The sequence below is a fragment of the Corynebacterium sp. HMSC065H09 genome (assembly GCF_001812845.1).
Taxonomy (GTDB): Bacteria; Actinomycetota; Actinomycetes; order Mycobacteriales; family Mycobacteriaceae; genus Corynebacterium; species Corynebacterium jeikeium_D.
In genome coordinates, this window is the sequence record NZ_KV810592.1 from 164,383 (window position 1) to 185,690 (window position 21,308).

At 57.2% G+C, this 21,308-nt stretch carries 16 protein-coding genes and 1 pseudogene; 3 read left to right on the forward strand and 14 right to left on the reverse strand.

Features of this window, described 5'->3' with window-relative positions; genetic code table 11:
* Window positions 1–56 precede the first annotated feature (56 nt).
* From thrC to HMPREF2878_RS08240, 7 genes and pseudogenes are all read right to left on the reverse strand, one after another.
* Complete coding sequence (thrC, locus tag HMPREF2878_RS08215; protein ID WP_049189589.1) at window positions 57–1,505, reverse strand: threonine synthase; 1,449 nt, start codon at window positions 1,503–1,505, stop codon at window positions 57–59.
* Window positions 1,506–1,628: 123 nt separating this feature from the next.
* Window positions 1,629–2,873, reverse strand: a complete 1,245-nt coding sequence (locus HMPREF2878_RS08220) for a dicarboxylate/amino acid:cation symporter (protein ID WP_070653250.1) — start codon at window positions 2,871–2,873, stop codon at window positions 1,629–1,631.
* An 80-nt stretch (window positions 2,874–2,953) separates the two neighbouring features.
* Window positions 2,954–4,357 carry a branched-chain amino acid transport system II carrier protein gene (gene brnQ, locus HMPREF2878_RS08225; RefSeq protein WP_070429143.1) on the reverse strand — a complete coding sequence of 468 codons (1,404 nt, stop codon included), beginning with the start codon at window positions 4,355–4,357 and terminating at the stop codon, window positions 2,954–2,956.
* A gap of 467 nt (window positions 4,358–4,824) precedes the next feature.
* Window positions 4,825–6,516 (reverse strand): phosphoenolpyruvate--protein phosphotransferase, encoded by a 1,692-nt coding sequence (ptsP, locus tag HMPREF2878_RS08230; protein WP_070653252.1) that lies wholly within the window; start codon window positions 6,514–6,516, stop codon window positions 4,825–4,827.
* 88 nt (window positions 6,517–6,604) lie between these two features.
* The gene (locus tag HMPREF2878_RS11530; RefSeq protein ID WP_224433282.1) at window positions 6,605–6,871 is read right to left on the reverse strand and encodes an HPr family phosphocarrier protein; all 267 of its coding nucleotides are present in this window, start codon (window positions 6,869–6,871) and stop codon (window positions 6,605–6,607) included.
* 162 nt (window positions 6,872–7,033) lie between these two features.
* Window positions 7,034–7,873, reverse strand: a pseudogene (locus HMPREF2878_RS11535) (PRD domain-containing protein); the annotation flags it as partial.
* A gap of 41 nt (window positions 7,874–7,914) precedes the next feature.
* A complete protein-coding gene (locus HMPREF2878_RS08240; protein WP_016423055.1) occupies window positions 7,915–10,035 on the reverse strand; it encodes a glucose PTS transporter subunit IIA in 2,121 nt (706 codons plus the stop codon).
* 261 nt (window positions 10,036–10,296) lie between these two features.
* Between HMPREF2878_RS08240 and HMPREF2878_RS08245 the strand changes: the two genes are divergently transcribed.
* Both HMPREF2878_RS08245 and HMPREF2878_RS08250 read left to right on the forward strand, forming a co-directional pair.
* Window positions 10,297–11,214 carry a 2-dehydropantoate 2-reductase gene (locus HMPREF2878_RS08245; protein WP_049189583.1) on the forward strand — a complete coding sequence of 306 codons (918 nt, stop codon included), beginning with the start codon at window positions 10,297–10,299 and terminating at the stop codon, window positions 11,212–11,214.
* Window positions 11,215–11,266: 52 nt separating this feature from the next.
* Window positions 11,267–11,884: a DNA-3-methyladenine glycosylase I gene (locus tag HMPREF2878_RS08250; protein WP_016423053.1), complete on the forward strand. Its 618-nt coding sequence runs from the start codon at window positions 11,267–11,269 to the stop codon at window positions 11,882–11,884.
* Window positions 11,885–11,971: 87 nt separating this feature from the next.
* Here HMPREF2878_RS08250 and HMPREF2878_RS08255 read toward each other — a convergent pair whose 3' ends face one another.
* The 6 genes from HMPREF2878_RS08255 to glnA (HMPREF2878_RS08285) all read right to left on the reverse strand — a co-directional run bounded on the left by HMPREF2878_RS08255 (window position 11,972) and on the right by glnA (HMPREF2878_RS08285) (window position 18,711).
* Window positions 11,972–12,598 carry a hypothetical protein gene (locus HMPREF2878_RS08255; RefSeq protein WP_049192899.1) on the reverse strand — a complete coding sequence of 209 codons (627 nt, stop codon included), beginning with the start codon at window positions 12,596–12,598 and terminating at the stop codon, window positions 11,972–11,974.
* A gap of 309 nt (window positions 12,599–12,907) precedes the next feature.
* The gene (locus tag HMPREF2878_RS08260; protein ID WP_070600876.1) at window positions 12,908–13,198 is read right to left on the reverse strand and encodes a PspC domain-containing protein; all 291 of its coding nucleotides are present in this window, start codon (window positions 13,196–13,198) and stop codon (window positions 12,908–12,910) included.
* Between the two features lie 52 nt (window positions 13,199–13,250).
* The gene (locus HMPREF2878_RS08265; RefSeq protein WP_048732581.1) at window positions 13,251–13,445 is read right to left on the reverse strand and encodes a PspC domain-containing protein; all 195 of its coding nucleotides are present in this window, start codon (window positions 13,443–13,445) and stop codon (window positions 13,251–13,253) included.
* Between the two features lie 160 nt (window positions 13,446–13,605).
* Window positions 13,606–15,063, reverse strand: a complete 1,458-nt coding sequence (gene glnA / locus HMPREF2878_RS08270; protein WP_048732579.1) for a type I glutamate--ammonia ligase — start codon at window positions 15,061–15,063, stop codon at window positions 13,606–13,608.
* A gap of 72 nt (window positions 15,064–15,135) precedes the next feature.
* Complete coding sequence (locus HMPREF2878_RS08275) at window positions 15,136–16,308, reverse strand: ornithine cyclodeaminase family protein (RefSeq protein WP_070605658.1); 1,173 nt, start codon at window positions 16,306–16,308, stop codon at window positions 15,136–15,138.
* A gap of 966 nt (window positions 16,309–17,274) precedes the next feature.
* Window positions 17,275–18,711 carry a type I glutamate--ammonia ligase gene (glnA, locus tag HMPREF2878_RS08285; protein WP_048732575.1) on the reverse strand — a complete coding sequence of 479 codons (1,437 nt, stop codon included), beginning with the start codon at window positions 18,709–18,711 and terminating at the stop codon, window positions 17,275–17,277.
* 404 nt (window positions 18,712–19,115) lie between these two features.
* On the opposite strand from glnA (HMPREF2878_RS08285), the gene HMPREF2878_RS08290 reads away from it, so the two are divergent.
* Entirely contained in the window at window positions 19,116–19,634 is a 519-nt protein-coding gene (locus tag HMPREF2878_RS08290) for an RDD family protein (RefSeq protein WP_016423046.1), read from the forward strand.
* Window positions 19,635–19,636: 2 nt separating this feature from the next.
* On the opposite strand, the gene HMPREF2878_RS08295 is transcribed toward HMPREF2878_RS08290, so the two are convergent.
* The gene (locus HMPREF2878_RS08295; RefSeq protein WP_172954657.1) at window positions 19,637–21,256 is read right to left on the reverse strand and encodes an aspartate:alanine exchanger family transporter; all 1,620 of its coding nucleotides are present in this window, start codon (window positions 21,254–21,256) and stop codon (window positions 19,637–19,639) included.
* Between the last annotated feature and the right edge of the window lie 52 nt (window positions 21,257–21,308).

Sequence of the window (21,308 nt, forward strand, 5' to 3'; positions counted from 1 at the left end):
GCACTATTCCACATCGCTGCTGCGCGGATGGGGGTGACGTTGGGCTATGCCCGGTTTTAAGCCACGTTGTCGTCGATGAACTTCTTCACCACATCGACATCATTCGGCAGCTCGGTAACGCGGCGCGGGGCATTCATGATGTCCGCGAAACGCTCCGGGCAATCCGGCTCGCGTCCGGTGGCCTCCAGGATGGTCTCGGAGAACTTTACCGGCAGGGCGGTCTCCAGGCAGACGATTGGGGTGGATACCTGGTCTACCAGGCCGCGGGCGACGTGAATACCGTCAGCGGTGTGCGGATCGACCATGACCTCTAGGCGCTCCCAGCAGTCCTTGATGGTCTCGACGCGGTCAGCGTGAGTCGAGCGACCGGAGAGGAAACCGTACTGGGCAGAAGCCTCTGGGAAGATTGGATCAGCAGTAAGCGAGAAGCCGCCCTCCTTGACCTTGACACCAAAGAGGTCTGCAGTGCGCTCAGCATCGCGCCCCAGCAGATCGAAGATGAAACGCTCAAAGTTAGACGCGCGGGAGATATCCATCGATGGGGAAGAGGTAGCCTGCGTCTCCGCAGCGCTGCGCACGCGGTAGGCACCCGTGCGGAAGAACTCATCCAAGACATCGTTTTCATTGGTAGCCACAATCAGGCGGTCAATTGGCACACCCATCTGGCGCGCAATATGGCCGGCGCAAATATCACCGAAGTTGCCGGTCGGCACACTGAAGCTGACCTTCTGCGCGTTGTTCGCCTCAGCACCGTTGCCGCCAGTGACACGAATCCACGAGGAGACGTAGTACACGATCTGAGCCATCAGGCGAGCCCAGTTAATCGAGTTGACTGCACCAATGTGGCGGCTGGCCTTGTACTCCAAGTCACCGGAGACGGCCTTAACGATGTCCTGGCAATCGTCGAAGACACCGTCGAGGGCGACGTTGTGAATGTTGGCATCCTGCAGACCAAACATCTGAGCCTGCTGGAACGCGGTCATTCGACCAGCCGGAGTTAGCATGAACACGCTGATTCCCTCACGGCCGCGCATTGCATACTCGGCCGAGGAACCCGTGTCACCAGAGGTGGCGCCGAGGATGTTCAGGGTCTCGCCACGACGAGCCAGCTCATACTCGAAGAACTCACCGAGCAGCTGCATCGCCATATCCTTGAATGCCGCTGTGGGGCCCATGGACAAGTGACCGATGTAGAGCTGATCTTCCAGCTTCGTCACCGGCACAATATCCGGATCGGAGAACTTCGGGTAGGTGTACGCCCGTGCACAGATACCGCGCAAATCCTCCAGTGGAATGTCGTCCACAAAAAGGCTGACGACCTCTGCAGCCAAGGCTGCGTAACCGTCGTCGACAAGCACGGAGCGCCAACGCGTCAAAGTGGCATCGTCAACCTGTGGGTACTCGACCGGCAGGTAGAGGCCACCGTCGTTAGCGAGACCTCCCAGGAGAATGTCTGAGAACTTGTGCGGCGTGCGCTCTGGGTCGCGAGTCGAAATGAAGTCCAAGGCGGGCCCCTTACATGTATGCCAACACCCGCCGCATCGGCCCATAAGAAGGCCTTTTGAAAGATTGCGACGGGGTTGACCGGTGGATGTTTTCTTTAATTTTTACATATGCACCGAAGCCAGTTAGGCCTCGGTTGTGGAAGATGCGGAATTGGCCTCTTCAGCGTCGAAGCTGAGCTCTTCGGAACGGTCGATGACATCATCCTTGGCAAAGCGGTTAACAATCATGGCAATTGCACCGTCACCAGTGACATTACATGCGGTACCGAAGGAGTCGATGGCGATGTAGGCGGCAATCATCAAAGCGACCTGCTCCTGATCGAAGCCCAGCATGGACTGCAGCACACCGACCGCGGCCATAATTGCGCCACCCGGAACGCCCGGAGCCGCAATCATGGTGATACCCAAAGTGAGAATGAAGCCGATGGCCATGCCCGGCGAAAGCGGCTTGTCCGCCATGAACATCACCGCAAACGCGAACAGCGTGATCTTCATCATCGAACCGGCCAGGTGGATGGTTGCGCACAGCGGCACGGTAAAGCCAGCGACCTTCTCCGAGACACCATTCTTCAGCGCGGCCTTGTAAGTCACCGGAATGGTAGCGGCCGAGGAGGAGGTACCGAGTGCGGTGGCGTAAGCCGGCAGCATGTTCTTCAGGGACGTCCACGGGCTGCGGCCAGCGATGGCGCCAGCGATGGAGAACTGGATTGCCAACAGGAGCACGGTGCCGATGACTGCCAGAAGCAGCACCTTGAAGAACATCGACAGCGTCGTGGTCAGGTTGCCGTTCATGCCCATAGACAGGAACATGCCAAAGATGTAAATCGGCAGCAGCGGGATGATAAACGCCGAGATGATCTTCATAATCACGTCGCGCAGCTGCGTCGCACCGCGGTAGAGCGAGTCCGACTTCACGGTGGTCATCGCCACACCGACCGTGAAAGCCAGCAACAGGGCGGTCATGACGTCAAACGGCGGTGGCATCTCCACATTGAAGAAGCTCTCCAGCGCGCCCTCATCAATATCCACCGATGTGCCGGCCTGATCAGCGCCGAGCAGCCAAGGGTAGAGCCCCTGGGTGGCGGCGTAGGCCAGCAAGCCTGAAAACACCGTCGAGCCGTAGGCGATAGCAGTGGTAATACCCAGCCACTTTCCGGCGCCGCGGCCCAGGCTGGCAATCGCCGGCGTGATGAGGGCAAAAATCAGCACCGGGATAAAGAAGCCCAGGAAGTTACCAAAGAGGCCATTGAAAGTGACAAAAATTCGAGCCAGCCATTCCGGGAAGAAAAAGCTGCAGACAATGCCCAGAATAATCGCGACAATAACGCGGAATAGGAGCGTTTGCGTAAAACGCATTCGGGTACTCATAGTCAATCCTTGTTCGGATGGAATTTACTTCTCTAGCGTGCGGTATTTACGTTATGCAACGCAAATAACCGGGTGTGGTTTTACGCCTTTTCGGCTACCTCTTCTGTAACGGTCTCGTCGGCAAGCACACTCGCCGGGCGATTTGCGCGCTGCTTTCGCGTGACGACGTCAATTGCGTATCCGATCACCGTCGCTGCCAGAGTCGGCAGGAACCATCCGAACTCGATGCTCTGACCAGGTACGAGACTGAGGAAGTCCGCCAAAGCAGAACCACCGACACCCAAACCGGAGAGTACTGAGATACCCGACCAGATGGTGGCAACCCAGACGCCCAGGCGGTAGGTGTAATGCAGCTTGAAGGAGTAGGAAATGACCGGGTCGAGAAGAGTCAGTGCAATCAGAGTGATAGCCGGCGGGTAAATAAAGGTGATGATCGGCGCGGCAATCGCCAGTACCTGAGACAGCCCCTGTGTTGCCATTACGAAGGACATGACCGTGAAGATAATGGCCCAGGCCTTGTAACTGATGCCCGGAAGCAGCAGGTTGAAGAACTCACTGGTGGCGGCAATTAGGCCGACAGCCGTGGTCATACATGCGAGCAGAACGATGAGGCCGAAGACAATCTGTCCGACCTGGCCCATGGCCAGCTTGGAAGCCTCTGCGAGAATGCCCGAGCCGTTATCGAAGGAGGCGGCATTCGGCAGCACCTGGCCGACATAGCCCAGACCCAAGTAGATGATGGCGAGCAAAATGCCGGCGAACAGTCCTGCGGTCATGGTTCCGCGAACCATGCGCTTGCCTTCTGGGACACCGCTGACGCGCAGGGCGGAAATCACAATAATGCCGAATGCCAGGCCGGCGATGGAGTCCATGGTGAGGTAGCCCTCGACCAGGCCGGAGGCAAATGGGGTAGAGGAGTACTTCTCAATTGGCGCAGCCGGAGCGGCATCGAATTTGAATGCCGACATTCCAACCAATACAACCAAGAGAATCAGCAAAGCCGGGGTGAGAATCTTGCCCAGTTTGGACACAATTTCATTCGGATTCCACGCAAGTGCTAAGGCGATACCGAAGAAAACAAAGTAGAAGGCCGCAGCGACGGCCAGTGAATCACTGCCGAAAATCGGCTGGACACCGGTTTCGTACGACACGGCACCGGTACGCGGCAGAGCGTAGAAAGCACCGATGGAAAGGTATGCGATTACCGGGAAGCCCAAGGAAAAGATGCGGCCCGCGCGGAACGCTAGGTCACGCAGGTTGTTGCCTGAAATGGCGATAGCGATGATGGCCAGAACTGGCAACGCCACACCGGTGAGCAGGAAGCCGGTGATTGAGGGGCCAAAATTGGTACCGGAATCCACTCCGAGCTTCGGCGGGAAGATGAGGTTGCCCGCGCCGAAGAACATCGAAAACAGCATGAGAGCTGTAACAACGATAATGGAAGCGAAAGACTTCGGGGACTCCACTCCGCTCGACTTGGTCATGAGAATTGTGTTCTTTCTAAATTAGTGTCGCCCGTAAGGTCAAGGGCGATGCTGCAAGCTGCTGTGGCGATGCCATTGTTGCCGGTGCTGCGGTGGCGCAAACGCCCGTTACAGCAGCGCAATTGCAGTTCGTGTGCCCATGTAGATGAAAGGCCACGATGTCGAAAACTGACACTCTTAATGTGAAATTGTGAATTTTCACGGGCTGGGTGGAGCCTGATGCGTGAATTAAGTTGCGGCTTGTATGATCCGTCTTTATTTGAATTATTAAGGGGCTTCGACGGCGTTGGTGGTGCCGACGAAGGCACTCTATTTATCCTAATGGGGCGTTCGAGAGAGGGAAAATCAAGAAATTTCCCAGAAAATTTGCTGCCTGTGATGGGGCAGCGAACATAAGAGAAAGAGCCTGGCGCACACGTTTACGCTGACAGCGTGTGTACGCCAGGCTTAGTGCTAATTCCGTCGCTCTACAGCAGATCCTTCACCTTCGGATCCACCAGCGCGGTCACTGCGGCCTTCGCATCGGCCGCAGTTTCGGCATCGACAGCGTATGCTGCCATCTGCTGGCAGGTAGCGCGGTCGTGGAGGCGGAGAGCGGCGCGGACGGCCGGCACCTTCTTGGAAGCCATGGACAGCGAGCTCACGCCGAGGCCCACCAGGACCAGTGCCAGCAGCGGGTCACCGCCGGCTTCACCGCAGACACTAATGGGCTTGCCGGTAGCATTGCCGCCCTTGCATGCGGACTTAATCATTTGCAGCACAGCCGGCTGCCATGGCGATAGGAGATCCGCCAGAGCCCCCTGCATACGGTCGGCCGCCATAGTGTACTGCGACAAGTCGTTAGTACCAATGGAGGCAAAGTCCACAATGGACAGCAGCTGCTTCGCACGAATCGCTGCTGCGGGGACCTCAATCATGATGCCGACCTTCGGCAGGCCACGCTCACGCGCTTTGTCCGCAAACCACTTTGTTTCTTCGACCGTTGCGATCATCGGAGCCATAACCCGTAGGTCAGCCTTGCGCCCGGTGGCGTCAAACGCAGCGGCGAGTGCATCCAGCTGCGTATCCAGCAAATCTTCCCGAGCCTGCGACAGGCGCAGTCCGCGGCGACCCAGCGCCGGGTTTTCTTCCTCGCCTAGGTCGGCAAAGCTCAGCGGCTTATCCGCACCCGCATCCAGCGTGCGCACAACCACGCGTCGCTCACCGAATGCCTTCAGCACACGAGTGTAGGTTTCCGTTTGTTCCTCCAAACTCGGAGCCTTGTCGCGGTCGAGGAAAAGGAACTCAGTACGGAACAGGCCGGTGCCCTCATTATCTTGCGCTGCTGCAGACTCACCATCTTCCGCCGTACCAATGTTGGCCAGCAGATTCACGGGGTACCCATCAGCGGTCTTGCCTGCGCCCACAGACTGTGCCAGGGCTGCTTCCCGGCGTCGAGCGCGCTCTTCTAACGCGGCGACCTCATCGGCGGTCGGATTCGCAATTACCTCACCGGCGCCGCCGTCAATGGCGACGAAGGTACCGGCCTCGAGTTCCATGACGCCCTTCGCCTTAACGACGGCTGGAATGCCCAGCTGTGCTGCGAGGATAGCCGTGTGACTGGTCGGCCCGCCACCGGCGGTGGCAATGCCTACGACAAACTCGGGGTCAAGACCCACGGTTTCGGCGGGCGCGAGATCGTCGGCAAGCAGAATAGTTGGGGTGGAAACATCCGGGACGCCCGGTTTTGGCAGGCCACGCAGCTCGCAAATTGTGCGGTCGCGAACATCGTAGAGGTCGGTGACACGTTCAGCCATGTAGCCACCGAGACTGGTTAGGAGCTGCGCGTAGTCTTCAACGGCATCGTGAACGGCCTGGGTGATGCCGGAGCCTGCCTTGAGTTTCTTCACCACGGCCTTGGCGAGCGCCCTATCGGAAGCCAGTTGCGCAGTGGCCTCCAGAATCGGGCGTGCCTGCGGGCTGGAGTGCTCAGCCTGCTTCTTCAGCGACTCTGCGACGTTGGCCATCGCCGCGCGGACGCGCTCACCATCGGCGACGGGATCGGTCGACGACGGCTCTTGAGTATCAACTCCCGGGGCGGGGAGTACCTTTACTACTTCAGCGCTGGCCGTACCGGTCGAGACACCGATGCCATAGATGACAGTGTGCTGCTCGTTCATTGCTTCCGATCTCCTTTTCGGGACCTCTGCGGGGATACTCGTCGGTCGTGGTGTGCCGTGGTGTTATCCAGGAGCGTTCTAGCTGGGCTTACTCGGCATCAAGGTCGCGCTCGAGCATGGCTGCAAGCTCGTCCAGAGCTGCAGCTGCGGAGTCGTCCTCGCAGCTCAGCGTGACTTCGTCGCCGTGCTTAGCGCCGAGGGTCATGACCTCCAGGATCGAGGCGGCATCGGCCTCTTCGTCGTCAAGGGAAATGACAATGTCGTAGTCGTACTCAGCAGCAGCCTGAGTGAACAGGGAAGCCGGGCGAGCGTGCAGGCCTACGGAGGAACCGATGGTAGCGGTACGAGTAATCATGGTTGAATCCTTTCGGGTCGAATATGTGAAATTTTCTGACTCAGGCACAGTGCCTGTACACCCCACCGCTGGTGCTTGCTTAGCATCAACGTCGCGCACGCTCCGGGAAGCCCTGGAGGCGGTGGGAGATACAGCCGCTGCCTGCACAATGCGTGCAATGTGCAGGGTGAGGTAGGAAACTTCGTCTTCCGTCAACCCCGACCCCAGACGCAGTTCAATGACTGCGGAAATACGCTGTGCGCAGCGAAACGCCTCTGGGGCGGAGTCACGGATGGCCTGGCCAATAGCGGAGGAGTGATCTTTCAACTGCTCATGCTTGGCAATCCGGACGAACAGGTAGCGCAGGTGTGTGATGAAGCGCCCCACATTGACAGTCTCTGGCTCCAGCGTGATGCCAAAATCACTTTCAATGATTGTGAGCAGCTGCTGCAGGACGCCCGTCATGGTGTAGGTGAAGCTCAAATCACCCGTGGCAAACCCGGCGTTGACCAGGTGCAACGTAATAGCCACTGCTTCGGAACGGGGCAATGGTGCTATACGACGGTCATTGAGAGCGCGATTGATATGCGACAAAATCGCCTGCGCCTGCGCGTATTCTTCACTATAAAGTTGGCTGACTTCCGCGAGCAGCGGGTAATCTGCTCGCTGCCCGTTAGCTGCCCTCATGATGGCGAAACCAATGTGATCGGCTAACGCCACAAGGAGGGAAGCGTTCTTCGTCATCGATTCCGGCAGGCCGGCTGCGGTTACCGCATCGGTCACAAGAGTCATGTGAGCCAGCGGAATTTCTGTGAGCATCGTGGCAATATGGTCCGGATCACGGCCTTCCGCTGGGACAAAGATGCGAACAACTTTGCTCGAATCAACCGGCTTCCCCGGGCGGGCCTTGAAGCCAATGCCGCGGCCGGTGATGATTTTCTCGCCGGTCGCGTCCTTGGCCAGGACCACGTTGTTATTGAATACTCTCAGGATTTCCATGTCGGTAACCGTGAACTCCTCCATAAGTTGAGGGATTTCAGGCCGGTATGCCTTCTAGAAATCAATTATGGCTGAACTTCGATGACCATGTCGCCGGCTTGGACAGAGATGCCGGTGACCGGGGAAACCTTGGTTAGCTTCTTGGTATTGGTGATGGTCATCAGTGTCGTGGTTGGGTAACCAGCTTCCTTGACCTTGTCGAAATCGACCTCGGCAAGTACATCGCCGGCCTCGACGTGCTGCTTCTTGGAAACCTGGACATCGAAGCCTTCACCGGCCATCTTGACCGTGTCGATACCGACGTGGACGAGTACCTCTACACCGTCATCGGTCTTAATACCGAAGGCGTGACCGGTCTTTGCCACAGTCATCAACGTGCCCGATACGGGTGCGACCACGGTAGAACTGGTTGGCTTGATACCGACACCGTCACCGAGAGCACCGGAGGCAAAGACCGCGTCGCCGGCCTCGGCAAGGCTGACAACCTCACCGGCAACCGGGGCCTGCACCTGTACAGGCTTGGTATCAACGGCAGTTGCGACACCACCGGCGCCAGCTGCCGCAGCAGCCGGTGCGGCAGCCTCGGCGTTGGTACCAGCGTCACCGGAAGCCTCAGCTGGAGCCGAATCGGAGCCACTGGTGGCAGCGTGTGGGGTGGCGTCGCTGGGTTCGTCGTCAAGCTCTGCGGCGCGTGCGGCCTCGGCCTCAGCCTTCTCTTCCGGCGTGCGGTAGTCGGTGAGAATGATGGCGAACATGGCGACGAAGAATGCCACGGCGACGGAAATCAGGTAGACCCACATCGGTTTGAACACGACAGTGGTGATGAGGGAGGTGAAGACGAAGGCGTTGGTTGTCACACCACCGAACGGAGCCGACAGGATGGCGATAGTCAGACCGCCGGCGAAACAGCCGAGCAGCATGCGCGGGTAAATCCGCTTGAAGCGCAGGTGAATACCGTAGAGGGACGGCTCGGAGATACCACCGAAGAGACCGGCAGCGAGTGCCCCCGTTGCAGTTTGGCGCATCTGAGTGTCGTGGTCGCGCATGGAAAGAACCAGCACACCGGCAGTTGCTCCGAAGCAGGCGAAGTTCCAGGCACCCATCGGGCCTTGGATGAAGTCGTAGCCGAGAGTCTGGATATTGACCAGCATCAGCGCATTCAGTGGCCAGTGCAGGCCAAGCGGTACGAGGAACGGGTAGAGCATCGGGATGAGAATTGCGAACACAAACGGTGCGTTCGAGTTCATCCATGCCAGGCCGGAGCCGATGCCGTTACCAAGCCAGATGCCCAGCGGGCCGATGAGGAAGGCCGTTAGCGGAATCATGATCAGCATGGAGATAAACGGCACGAAGACCATCTGCACATTCTCCGGGAAGATCTTCTTCAAACCGTGGTAGACCACTGCCAGGATGGCGACCATGATCAGCGGTACAAAGACCTGTCCGCCGTAGTCATTGAGCTGCATTGGCAGGCCGAAGATGTTGGCGGTGAAAGTTTCGGTACCGAGTTCCTCGTTGACTGTCTTGATGGTGTCCGAGAAGCGATCGGTATCCTGCAGACTCATAAACTCCGGCGTCATTAGGGCAGCCATGATGGCTGCGCCCAGCCATGGATCTACCCGCAGCTTCTTCGCTGCGTTGTAGGCGACCATGATTGGCAGGAAGTAGAAGACGCTGCGCCACATGGCATCGACGAAAATCCAGGTGGCGGACTTATCCTCAGCGCGGAAGTCGACGATGTTCAGGCCGTCGAGTACCGCGGCAATCGCGATAATCAGCGATGCACCCAACAGCACGCCCAGGATTGGGCGGAAGGAATCCGAGAGGTACTCGAAGAAATTGTCCAGCCAGGAGTACTTGCCGCGTGCCTTCGAGCGAGCTTCTGCCTTAACGTCTGCGTCGGACTTAGTGGCGACTGCGCCGGCACCCTTCATTTCCGGTAGATGCTTAATTGCCGTGTACATCGATTCGACGCCACCGCCACAGATGACCTGGTAGCGGTTATCGCCCTGGTGAACGACACCGAGTACGCCCGGCACCTTGTCAATCTTGTCCTCGTTGATCTTGGAGACATCACCGAGTTCAAAACGCAGACGCGTCGCACAGTGCGTCATGCTTGTGATGTTTCCGGGTCCACCGAGGTTTTCAACTATTGCCCTCGCGCTGGAATCTTTTGACGACCCCATCGTGACCTTCCTTCACAGTAAGCAGGGCCGTTAAACGCAAAAAGACCCGAGGCACCACAAACTGTGGGCCTCAGGTCTTGCCTCAAAAGAGTAACAACCCTGGGTTGATATCTATTAACTTCGACCCTACTCCGCTTTACATAGTTTTGACAAGGTAGTAATTCAAGCTCAAATTTCACATTTGGGGATAGCCTGGATTGCCTGTGGACAACCGCATGCAACCTATTTCGCGCTCAGTGCGGAAGTCGTAAGGTGGCAGCTATGAGGATTGGAGTTTTAGGTGTAGGAGCTGTCGGCGGCTGGTTTGGCGGTCGCCTCGTGCAAGCGGGTTATGATGTCGTCTTTCTCGCCCGCGGCGAGACCCTGACACGTCTTCGTGAGGTGGGGCTCACGCTTATCGACGAGCACGGGGAACGCAGCATTATCCCCGTCAAAGCAGCCGACAATTGGGGTGAACTCACTGCCGATGGCGTCGACGTCGATGTTGTGATTGCGGCGACCAAGGCGCTGCCGGGCAACGATCCTTTCCCGCAAGTTCCGGCTGGTGCAGCAGTGGTGACCACCCATAACTCGGTGGAAATCCCTTATTTGGCAGCGGGGCGGTTCGGTGAGGACAAGGTGTTCCCGGGTGTTATCCGCGGTTTCTTTATCCACACTGGCCCGGCAGAAGTCACCTTCCGACCAGGACCGATGAGCCTGAACATCGGCACATTCGATGACTCCACTAATGACCTGGTCGGGGCAGTTATCGAGGCATTGCACATGGCTGGGCTCGGTGGCGAACAGCTCCCGGATATCTGGGTCGATATCTGGGCAAAAGCGATGTTCGTGGCTAACCTCGGTGCCCTAGGTGCCCTGGCTGATAGTCCGATTGGTTACTTGCGTTCGGAAATGCGCGACAGCTTGACGCGGATGTTTGAAGAAACCGAGGCAGTCGGTCGAGCCTGCGGCGTTGCGCTGCCAGAGGACATCGTGTCGCGGACCTTGGCCTTTACTGATGCTCAAGGGTACGACAACACCTCGTCGATGCAGCGCGACTACACCGCGGGACTTACCAATGAGCTCGATGCCCAGATTGGCGCAATCCGCCGGATGGGGCAGAAGGCGAAAGTGGAAACGCCGACGCTGGATCTGGTGTATGGCGCTCTGGTTGGGCGTCAACACAAGCATAAGAATTAAGACCTGCGGTGCTCAGCTAAGTCAAACCGGAATTGGGGGATTGGAAAGACTGATGAAAATTGGATCGGACTACACGGAAAACAATGGGCTCATCATCGGTGAGGATGGATTGGCTCGACCGGCATGGGCTGCTCACAGTGAGCTGCTGAGAGAGTACTACGACACCGAGTGGGGGATGCCGGTGCGCGATGAGCAAGGACTATTCGAACGGCTCAGCCTGGAGGTATTTCAGGCGGGGTTGTCGTGGGAGACAGTGCTGAAGAAGCGGCCCGCGTTTCAGGAAGCCTTCGCGAACTTCGACCCCGATGCGGTTGCTGATTTCGATGACGAAGATGTCGAAAGATTGATGAATGATGAACGAATCATTCGGAATCACAGGAAGATTACCGCGGTAATCAATAACGCCGCGGCGACGATTGCTCTGCGTGAAAACGGCGGCTTAGCCGAGTTGATGTGGTCGTTTAAACCGGAGAAGTCTCCCGAGCCACGTTCAATCGAAGAGGTGCCCAGCTACTCCGAGGAGTCCAAGGCGCTTGCCAAGGCATTGAAGAAAGCTGGTTTTAAGTTCGTAGGCCCCACCACGGTCTTTGCATCAATGGCTGCCGTGGGGATTGTCGATATCAACATTGTTGGCGCACATCGGCGCGGTGCCTCTGGCGTTTTTGACTAGGGGGGGGGAAGAGGAGCTTGACTAGTTAGGGGGAAAGAAAAAGAGCGTGCCAACCGGCACGCTCAAAATCTTTCGGTTCGTGTCGAACTACTTGTTCTCGTAGGAGTCGGAGTAGTTCTGGCCGTCCTCAGAGGTCCACTTCATGGTGTCCTTAGTGAACGGCTGCTCCCAGCCGTTTTCAATCTCCGACTCCGGTGCGGTCGGCAGACCAATCTCGTTTTCCAGTGCACCGTTGGCAACCCAGGTCTCGCGAATCTTACCGATCAGCGGCTGTGCACCATTAGTCTCTGGGGACTCAACGAAGGTGACGTTCTCGTATTCAGCGGCAACCGCGTCGCCGACCTTCTTAGCGGACTTGAACTCGCCAGCCTCAGAATCGTACGGGGAGGTGAAGGAAGAAGCTGCCTCGGTGATGGACTCAGGCAGGTCAGCCTCTGCCACATCCTCGCCAGCAGCGTCGCCCAGCCCCAGACCGTTCATAGCCTCGTTAGCCTTGTCCTTAGCGCCATCAGCAGCCTCGCCAGCCTTGTCCTTAGCTCCGTCCATAGCGTCGCCAGCCTTATCAGTGGCGTCGGTTGCTACCTGGCCCGCCTGATCCTTGGCGTTGTTAGCAGCATCCTGTGCGTCATCGGAAGAACATGCAGCCAGGCCGCCGAGAAGAGCGGCGGAGCCAACGATTGCGGTAGCGATACGGGTCATCTTCTTGTTCTGCATTTCAAAACCACTTTCTTGAGAGCTAACTAAGTTACCTATTCAATTATTGGCATCTTCCACTATTTGTCCGAATTAAATTCAAAGAGAAATTGACAATTCTTTTGAATATCGGACATTCGAAGATGGTGTGGCTTCAAAGCCGTACAGAAAGAACACTAGGTAATTCTGGGGCCTGTGCAAGTCAAATGGCGCGAATCTGTGCGCTCTATGCTCTATTTGTTACCGAATTTGCGTGATTGCGAAATTGGAATAGTGCTGGTGAGGGCGTTGCGAGTAACGGAAAGGTATCAATCTTATTAAGCTTGACGTTTATTGCTTATTTTCTTTCTCTGCGTGGTTGGAGCCGCGGGCATCGTCGTCAAGCGTGTACTCGCCATCTGGCAGGACGAACCAGGCTAAGAGGTAAAGAGCTAGGAATCCAGCGCTAATCTTCCAGCCAATCATCGATCCAACGCAGGGAAGGATGATGTAGACCATTCGTGTGAAAGTGATATCCCAGCCTTGGCTTTCCGCGATTCCTGCGAGGACGCCACCGAGGAGGCGGTCATTACGCGAGCGGTAAATTTTCTTGGTGGGTTTTTCGGGAGCGGCGTCGCTCATTAGATAAATACTCCAAGGTATGGCTATTTAGGTATTTTTCGGTCGACCGCGCTTATACGTAAGTTTCCTTCGGCATGATAATCCATGCTGCGAGGTAGAGAAGAAACTGCGGACCAGGCATCAGGAAAGACGCGACAAATATAACGCGCAGCAAAGTCGCATCCCAGTTGAAATACTCAGCGAACCCACCGAGCACACCTGCAACCATTTTGTTATTGGTGGAACGGGTCAGTGACTTGTTGTTCATAACAATCAAGGGTAGCCCTGATCCGTCTAGTTCGCAGTGGTGCTAGCTCTACTAAATGTGCCGACTAAAAAGTATGCCCCAGCTAAAAACACCGCTACCCCAAGACGGTTAGGTGGGGTAGCGGTGTGGGCGTCGTCAAGCGAGCTTTACGGGGCGAATGCTAGCAGTCGTAGTAGAGCTCGAACTCCTGCGTCGTCGGGCGCAGACGTGCCGGCATAATCTCCTGCTCGAACTTGTAGCGGATATGCGCGTCGATGAGATCCTGTGTGAAGACATCGCCGGCAAGCAGGAACTCGTGGTCCTCTTCCAGCGCCTTCAGCGCACCCTCCAGCGAATGCGGGACGGTGGGGACGTCCTTGAGTTCCTCTGGTGGCAGCTCGTAGAGATCCTTGTCAATCGGCTTGCCAGGCTCGATGCGGTTCTTGATGCCGTCGAGACCAGCCATCATTGCGGCGGTGAAAGCCAAGTACGGGTTGCCCGACGGGTCCGGAGCGCGGAACTCGATGCGCTTGGCCTTCGGGTTTGCGCCGGTAATCGGGATTCGGATGGCGGCCGAGCGGTTCTCCTGGCTGTAGACCAAGTTGACGGGAGCCTCGAATCCCGGAACCAGGCGGTGGTAGCTGTTCATTGTCGGGTTGGTGAAAGCCAGGACTGCACCGGCGTGCTTCAAGATGCCGCCAATGTAGTAGCGCGCCATGTCGGACAGGCCACCGTAACCGTTTTCATCGTGGAATAGTGGCTTGCCATCCTTCCACAGTGACTGGTGGATGTGCATACCAGAGCCGCCATCGCCGGCCAACGGCTTCGGCATGAAGGTAGCGGACTTCTGGTTGAACTTGGCGGTGTTCTTCACCACGTACTTGAAAGTCTGCATGTCATCGGCGGCGTGCAGCAGGGTATTGAAACGATAGTTAATCTCCTGCTGACCGCCGGAGCCCATCTCGTGGTGGGAGCGCTCAACATGGAAGCCAACATCCTGCAGGTGCTCGCCGATTTCGTCACGAAGATCCTGCATGTGGTCATACGGAGCAGTAGGGAAGTAGCCGCCTTTGGTGCGCACCTTGTGGCCGAGGTTGCGCGATCCGTCCGGGTTTACCTTCACACCGGAGTTCCACCAGCCCTCAACCGAGTCCACCTCGTGGAATGACTTGTTTGAACTGGAGTCGTAGCGGACGGAGTCGAAGATGTAGAACTCTGCCTCAGCGCCAAAATTACAGGTATCGGCGAAGCCCAGTTCGTTCAGGTAGTTCTCGGCCTTACGGGCAATATTGCGCGGGTCGCGGCTAAATGGCTCGCGGGTGTGCGGGTCATGGACGAAGAACTTCATGTTCAGCGTCTTCGATTTGCGGAACGGGTCGATGAAAGCCGTGTCCAGGTCGGGCAGCAGCATCATGTCGGAGTTATCCACCGAGGTGTAACCCGCAATGGACGATCCGTCGAAGGCAAGGCCCTCGTAAGCGGAGTCCTCATCAAACTCGGATACCGGAACGGTTAGGTGCTGTTCGATGCCGGGAACGTCGGTGAACTGGACGTCTACCCAGCGAATGTCATTGTCCCGGATGTATCGTTGGATTCCTTCCGGAGTTGTCTGGTCACTGCTGGGTTTGAACTTACCCATTGGTAAAACTCGCCTACTTCGCGTCTAGCTTGTTGAGCTTACTAATCGTGTTGTCGAACTTACTGGTCACTATTACTTCAGCAGCGGAACATCCCACAGGTTCAGCTTGGTGCCGATGCCCTTTGCCAGGGCGTTGTCGTAGACATCGGTGGCCCAGGCGACGTCCTCGACTGGCATGCCTCCGATGGAGTAGCAGAAGATTTCCTCGTCGTTCTGGCGACCCGGGGCCTTACCGGAAGCGATATCGCCGATGTTGACAAGCTTCTCGGCGGGAAGAGTGCCCTCTTCCTTCATGTCCCACCAGCGGTTACCCGGAATACCGAGCAAGCGCTCATAGGTCACGTCTGGGCCGTTCTCGTTGAACCACTCTTCGTACAGGCCGGTGTAGTCAACGACGAGGTTGCAGTCGTCGGAACGCACGAAGTCGTCGTCGAGGCGTGCAGCGGCTGGCATGAGCAGCAGCGCGCCGGGCTTCAGGTACTCCTTCTTGAAGTACGGGAAACCGGACGGGCCATCGGAGGAAGTCGAGGTGCCGGCGATGAGGATGTCGGAGTCGCGGATGGCCTCTTCTTCGGTCTCGACGATACGGACCTCTTCAAGCTGTGGGAACTCGTCCTTAATCCAATCGACAGCCTTCTGGGTCGAAGCCTGGGAGCGGCCCTTGACCTTGACCTTCTTGATGCCCGGACGCTGCGACATGGCAGAGCCGAGAATGGTGCGGCTCATAACACCCGGGCCAATGATGCCAACGACCTCGGCGTCTTCGACGGCAAGGTGCTTGACGCCGACACCCGGAACAGCGCCAGTGCGGTATGCCGACAGGAGGTTTGCCGACATGACAGCCTTCGGGGCACCCGTAATTGCATCGTTGAGAATGAACAGGTGGATCGAACGTGGCAGGTCGTTCTGGCGGTTATCGGCATTGGAGCCGTACCACTTCACACCTGCGCCGTTGAAGCGACCACCGAGGTAAGCGGGCATTGCCATGAAACGACGGTCAGGGCCATTTGCCGGCATACCCTCATGGATTGGGTTATCCGGGAAGTTGATCTGGGCACCGTGGGAGTTAGCGGAAGCGCCGGCCATCCGGTAGTCGCCGTCGGCCAGCAGAATCAGGGTTTCTTCCATGGTCTCAACACACTTGGCGAAATCCGTGACACCAGCTTCAACCATGTCAGGTTCGCTGAGGTAGAGAAAATCAATGCGAGTTGAGTTTTCTGGGTTGGCAGCGTTTTCGTTAGTCAAGAATGCTCAAATCCTTCTTAATGTTCATCGGCCACCCTATGCGGCGGCTGGGCTTAAGTTATTCCAGATGCATGCTCTCCAGAATCAATCAAAACGCCTCGGCGCGGGCTCTCGAGGCGCCATTTCCGAGGGGTATGTCGTACCACCATACGGAAAAACCACAGCGTAGGGGGCGTTTACGCAGTTTTCAGCACGCCATTTCTGCTTTACGACGGTCACAGCGACAGAGCCCAATTTCCGTCAATAAGTTGCCCGTAATAACTACTTCGACATGCACAATTGATACTTTTTGAGAACGATTACAGATGAGTGAATTATCCTCCCACGCATCAATGTTTATGAACTTTGTCACATGTCATTAAGTTGCGACACATTTCTGGTTCAACGGGCGTGATTGCCTGGCATCCTACCTTCGCAGCATGCCCCATCCGCTCTTGGTGTCCGCCCCCCCCCTTGCGGTGTCCCTCGCATCCGTCCCTCGTGTTGTCCCTAGCGACACCCTCGCACGTATGGCCAATTTCCTGGCACTTATCGATGATTTTCCTTCACTTATCGACGATTTTTCGTCACTTATCGACGGCTGTCCGGCACTTATGCGCACGGTATCCTCCCCACCCTGTCACTTGTCGATGCGCTGTTCACTTATGGCCACGCTATAGCGCATCGACAAGTGAATATTGCATCGATAAGACTGGGGCGGAGAGTGTGCAACTCTACTCGTGCAGGGGTCGCGGCCCTTTTGTGGTGGTGTATGACCCTGTTCAGGGGAGTGGCCCGGAACCGCGCACAAATTCGTGCTCACATACGCGCGCGTATGCGGGCCCAGGCGCCCGCAGCCAGCATGACCGCAATGAAAAACCGCCTGACCACATTAACTGTGGTCAGGCGGCATCTAACAAGCTCGTTGGGCGGCCATGAGGAGCAATGGGGGGGGGTGCTTGCTGTGGCCGTCGTGAAGCGAAAACTTTAGCAGTCGTAGTACATTTCGTATTCCTGCGGAGTCGGGCGCAGGCGAACCGGTTCGATCTCGTTTTCGTACTTGTAGTCGATGTAGGTCTGGATGAGGTCCTCGGTGAAGACATCGCCCTCGAGCAGGAACTCGTGGTCGTTGCGCAGGGCCTCGAGTGCGGCCTCGAGAGAGGTCGGAGCCTGCGGGATGTCGGCGGCTTCCTCCGGCGGGAGCTCGTAGAGATCCTTGTCGACCGGAGCGTGCGGCTCGATGCGGTTCTTCACGCCGTCCAGTCCGGCCATCATCATGGCAGCGAAGCCAAGGTACGGGTTGCCCGACGGGTCCGGGGCGCGGAACTCGATGCGCTTTGCCTTCGGGTTGGAGCCGGTGATCGGAATGCGAACAGCGGCAGAGCGATTGCGCTGCGAGTAGACCAGGTTGATCGGAGCCTCGAAGCCCTTGACCAGGCGGTGGTAGGAGTTCAGGGTCGGGTTGGTGAAGGCCAGTACCGCACCTGCGTGGTGAAGGATACCGCCGATGTACCAGCGAGCGATGTCCGACAGACCTGCGTAACCGGCCTCATCGTGGAACAGCGGCTTGCCGTCCTTCCACAGCGACTGGTGAGCGTGCATGCCCGAGCCGTTGTCGCCAGCCAGCGGCTTCGGCATAAAGGTGACGGACTTGCCCTCTTCCCAGGCGGTGTTCTTGATGATGTACTTGAAGGTCTGCAGGTCGTCTGCAGCGTGCAACATCGTGTTGAACTTGTAGTTGATCTCCTGCTGACCACCGGTGCCGACCTCGTGGTGGGCGCGCTCCAGGTCGAAGCCGGCGTCAGCGAGCTTCAGGCACATCTTGTCGCGCAGGTCCTGGTAGTGGTCGTACGGAGCGGTAGGGAAGTAGCCGCCCTTTAGACGGGTCTTGTAACCCAGGTTTGCAGAGCCGTCCGGGTTCTGGTCCTTGCCGCGGTTCCACCAGCCTTCGATGGAATCAACTTCGTAGAAGCCGCGGTTGGTGTCGGTCTCGAACTTGACGTTGTCGAAGATGTAAAACTCCGCCTCAGCGCCGAAGAAGCAGGTGTCGGCGATGCCGGTAGAGATGAGGTATTCCTCCGCCTTCTTCGCGACGTTACGCGGGTCGCGGGAGAACGGCTCGAGGGTAAACGGATCGTGGACGAAGAACTTGACGTTCAGGGTCTTTGCCTTGCGGAACGGGTCAATGCGCGCGGTGCTCAGGTCGGGCAGCAGTGCCATGTCGGACTCGTCGATGGAAGTGAAACCACGAATCGAGGAACCGTCGAATGCCAGGCCTTCGGCCATCGCGTCCTCGTCAAATGCGGATGCCGGGATGGTGAAGTGCTGCTCGATGCCGGGAACATCCGTGAAGCGGACGTCGACGAACTCGACGCCCTCTTCCTTGATATACGCGACTACTTCCTCGGGAGTTTTGAAGGACATGTGCGGTCTCCTTAGTTGGCCTTGTTTAGTACGCAGTAGGGAATTCTTGCACGATGTTTCGTGCACCTGCCGCGCTGTCAAGGACTGGCCGGTTGACGCCTTCAAGCTTAACGAACCACGCATTCATTCTGGAATTAGAACCACGAATTTCTGGCATGGTGCGTGAGAAATTCGCCAATACGGAACAGGTTACGCAAATAGGGAGCAGGTTATCTATTTGTGGAAACAAGGCAATACCCTGCGCATTCATGTCACACACGCTTTACGACGCGCCTTTAGCTCCCGTGCTGATAAGAAAATGGAAAAGGCGACGCAACATCGCCCCCGGATTACCCCCGCACGCGCTGAATGGCTGTCCCAGCCCGTGATTTGATAGCCGGATTGCTGCATTAGACTATGAACCCATGGAAGAAAAGCACAGTTGGCTAGATGGCCCTCAGATTCCGGGAGAGTTCGATAATCCGGACAAGCTCTCGGACTATCCCGGCCAGGCATTGGGTCTTGCCCCCGATGGCCCAGGATCGCAAGCGACGTTGATGCGTCGCGTCGGCGGCATTCTCATTGACTGGATTATTTCCTTGATGATTGCCGGCGCTTTTTCGATGTTCTTCGGCCCGAGCGAGGCGCAGATTGACCAGTTCGGGGATTCGTTTATCGCCTGGCAGTCATTCCTTGCGACCTATTCGCCAGTTGTCTTCCTCATTATTGGCACGGTGTCGGTTTGGCTGTTCGCCCGCACTCCGGGCCAGTGGATGATGAAGATGGGTGTCGCTCGCGTGGACAAGCCCGGCGAGCGAGTTGGCTTTGTTCGTGCCTTCTTCCGCAGCTTGCTTACTCTTTTCTTGCTGCCGCCAGCAATCACCGACTCGGATATGCGCGGCATGCACGACCGTGCCACTGGCACGGCCGTCATTTTGGGTTAGCGCTATAGCACCAACACGACCAGGACCTGGGCGAGAATAATCTTCATGATCATGGCCATTGGATACACCGTTGTGTATCCCATTGCCGGCAACTCGTTCTTGGCCTGGTCGTTGACGTATGAGAGCACTGCCGGGTGAGTCTGCAAGCCCGAGAGGATACCCGCAGTTTGGCCGAATGGAATCTTCAGCACACGGTGACCGACAATGAGGGTCAACAGTGCGGAGCTAAACGCGATGATGGCGGCAAGACCCAGAACTGTCAGTGATGCCGGGTCAGACAACGCAGCCTGGAATCCCTTACCGGCAGTGGTGCCGATACCTGCCAGGAACAGTGCTAGACCCATGGTGCGGAACGCCAGGTTGGCCGAGTAGGGGATAGGCCAGACCAACGGGCCAGTGCGACCGACAGCACCCAGAATCAGCGCCACAACCAGTGGACCACCAGCGGACCCCAGGGCGAGCGAGCTGCCGCCCGGAAGCGGAATCTTGATGAGACCCACCAAGACACCCAGCGTAAGCCCAAGGGTGAGGGGCAAGAGGTTGACGTCGGAAAGCTTCTTGTAGGAGTCGCCGAAGAACTTTGTTGCGTCCTTGATTTTCTCTGGCGGTGCAACCACGCGGACGCGATCACCAAGCTCTAGGCGCATGTTTGGCTCTGCGACGATGTCGTGGTCGCCGCGGCGAATACGCGTAATGATTATGCCGTCCATGCGAGTCTGAAGTTCCGCAATGGGTACACCGACCACGTCAGATGCAGAGACGAAGATGCGACGGAAGTCCAGGCGACCGTCGTGTGTCGGATCACCCGGCATAAGCTCGCCAATGTACTCGGCGGCACGAGCAATTTCTTCCTCTGTACCGACGACGGAAATAATATCGCCGACGGAGACAGTGTCACCCGGAGACGGAATGTAGAGGTGGCCCTTGTACTCAATGCGCGAAACCGTGATGTCCAAACCGAACTTCGACGGAAGGTCAGTGATGGAAGGCAGGTCGTCCTTGAGAATCTTGATGTCCCGAGTATGTAGCGGAAGCGCGGCGACACCTGCGTCAATAGCTTCCTGGTCGTGATCGACGCGGAAGACCTTCGACATAATACCGATAGAGGCAATCACTGCCAGCACGCCGATTGGGTAGGCCAGGGAGTAACCAATCACCGGCATATCGTGGGCAGCGGCCAGCTCGCCCTTATCCGAAATGAGGCTAGGAAGAGCATCGACGATTGCGGCCATAGCCGGGGTGTTGGTCAGGGCGCCTGTGAAGGCGCCTGCGCCCTCCACCGGGTCGATAGGCAAAAACTTGATCAGCAAGAAAGACTCGATAGTGACAACTGCGAGCACACCAATGCCGAACAGGTTGTGCTTGATACCGCGCGAGCGTAACGAGCTGAAGAACTCGGGGCCCGCCTCCAACCCGATGGTGTAGACGAATAATGCCAGGCCCACGATGTAAATCAACGGGGAGATTTGAATTTCCGGCTCAATAGTCGCGAGGATAAGGCCGACGAAGAGGACGGCAGCCACGCCAAGCTTGAAGCCGAAGATCTTGATCTGGCCAATTGCCAGGCCAAGAAACAAAATCACTAGAAGCGCTAAGAGTTCATTTTCAGCCAAGAGTTGCACATATCCCATGGTGGCACAACTAGCAGTAATCTTCATTAAGCATTGTTTCCAG

Excerpts from the sequence above, each read along its gene's own strand:
- HMPREF2878_RS08220 (WP_070653250.1), bottom strand. The coding sequence starts at position 2,873 with ATGAGTACCCGAATGCGTTTTACGCAAACGCTCCTATTCCGCGTTATT.
- HMPREF2878_RS11530 (WP_224433282.1), bottom strand. The coding sequence starts at position 6,871 with ATGATTACTCGTACCGCTACCATCGGTTCCTCCGTAGGCCTGCACGCT.
- brnQ (WP_070429143.1), bottom strand. The coding sequence starts at position 4,357 with ATGACCAAGTCGAGCGGAGTGGAGTCCCCGAAGTCTTTCGCTTCCATT.
- HMPREF2878_RS08245 (WP_049189583.1), top strand. The coding sequence starts at position 10,297 with ATGAGGATTGGAGTTTTAGGTGTAGGAGCTGTCGGCGGCTGGTTTGGC.
- ptsP (WP_070653252.1), bottom strand. The coding sequence starts at position 6,516 with ATGAACGAGCAGCACACTGTCATCTATGGCATCGGTGTCTCGACCGGT.
- HMPREF2878_RS08260 (WP_070600876.1), bottom strand. The coding sequence starts at position 13,198 with ATGAGCGACGCCGCTCCCGAAAAACCCACCAAGAAAATTTACCGCTCG.
- HMPREF2878_RS08250 (WP_016423053.1), top strand. The coding sequence starts at position 11,267 with ATGAAAATTGGATCGGACTACACGGAAAACAATGGGCTCATCATCGGT.
- HMPREF2878_RS08240 (WP_016423055.1), bottom strand. The coding sequence starts at position 10,035 with ATGGGGTCGTCAAAAGATTCCAGCGCGAGGGCAATAGTTGAAAACCTC.
- glnA (WP_048732575.1), bottom strand. The coding sequence starts at position 18,711 with ATGTCCTTCAAAACTCCCGAGGAAGTAGTCGCGTATATCAAGGAAGAG.
- HMPREF2878_RS08255 (WP_049192899.1), bottom strand. The coding sequence starts at position 12,598 with ATGCAGAACAAGAAGATGACCCGTATCGCTACCGCAATCGTTGGCTCC.
- glnA (WP_048732579.1), bottom strand. The coding sequence starts at position 15,063 with ATGGGTAAGTTCAAACCCAGCAGTGACCAGACAACTCCGGAAGGAATC.
- HMPREF2878_RS08290 (WP_016423046.1), top strand. The coding sequence starts at position 19,116 with ATGGAAGAAAAGCACAGTTGGCTAGATGGCCCTCAGATTCCGGGAGAG.
- HMPREF2878_RS08265 (WP_048732581.1), bottom strand. The coding sequence starts at position 13,445 with ATGAACAACAAGTCACTGACCCGTTCCACCAATAACAAAATGGTTGCA.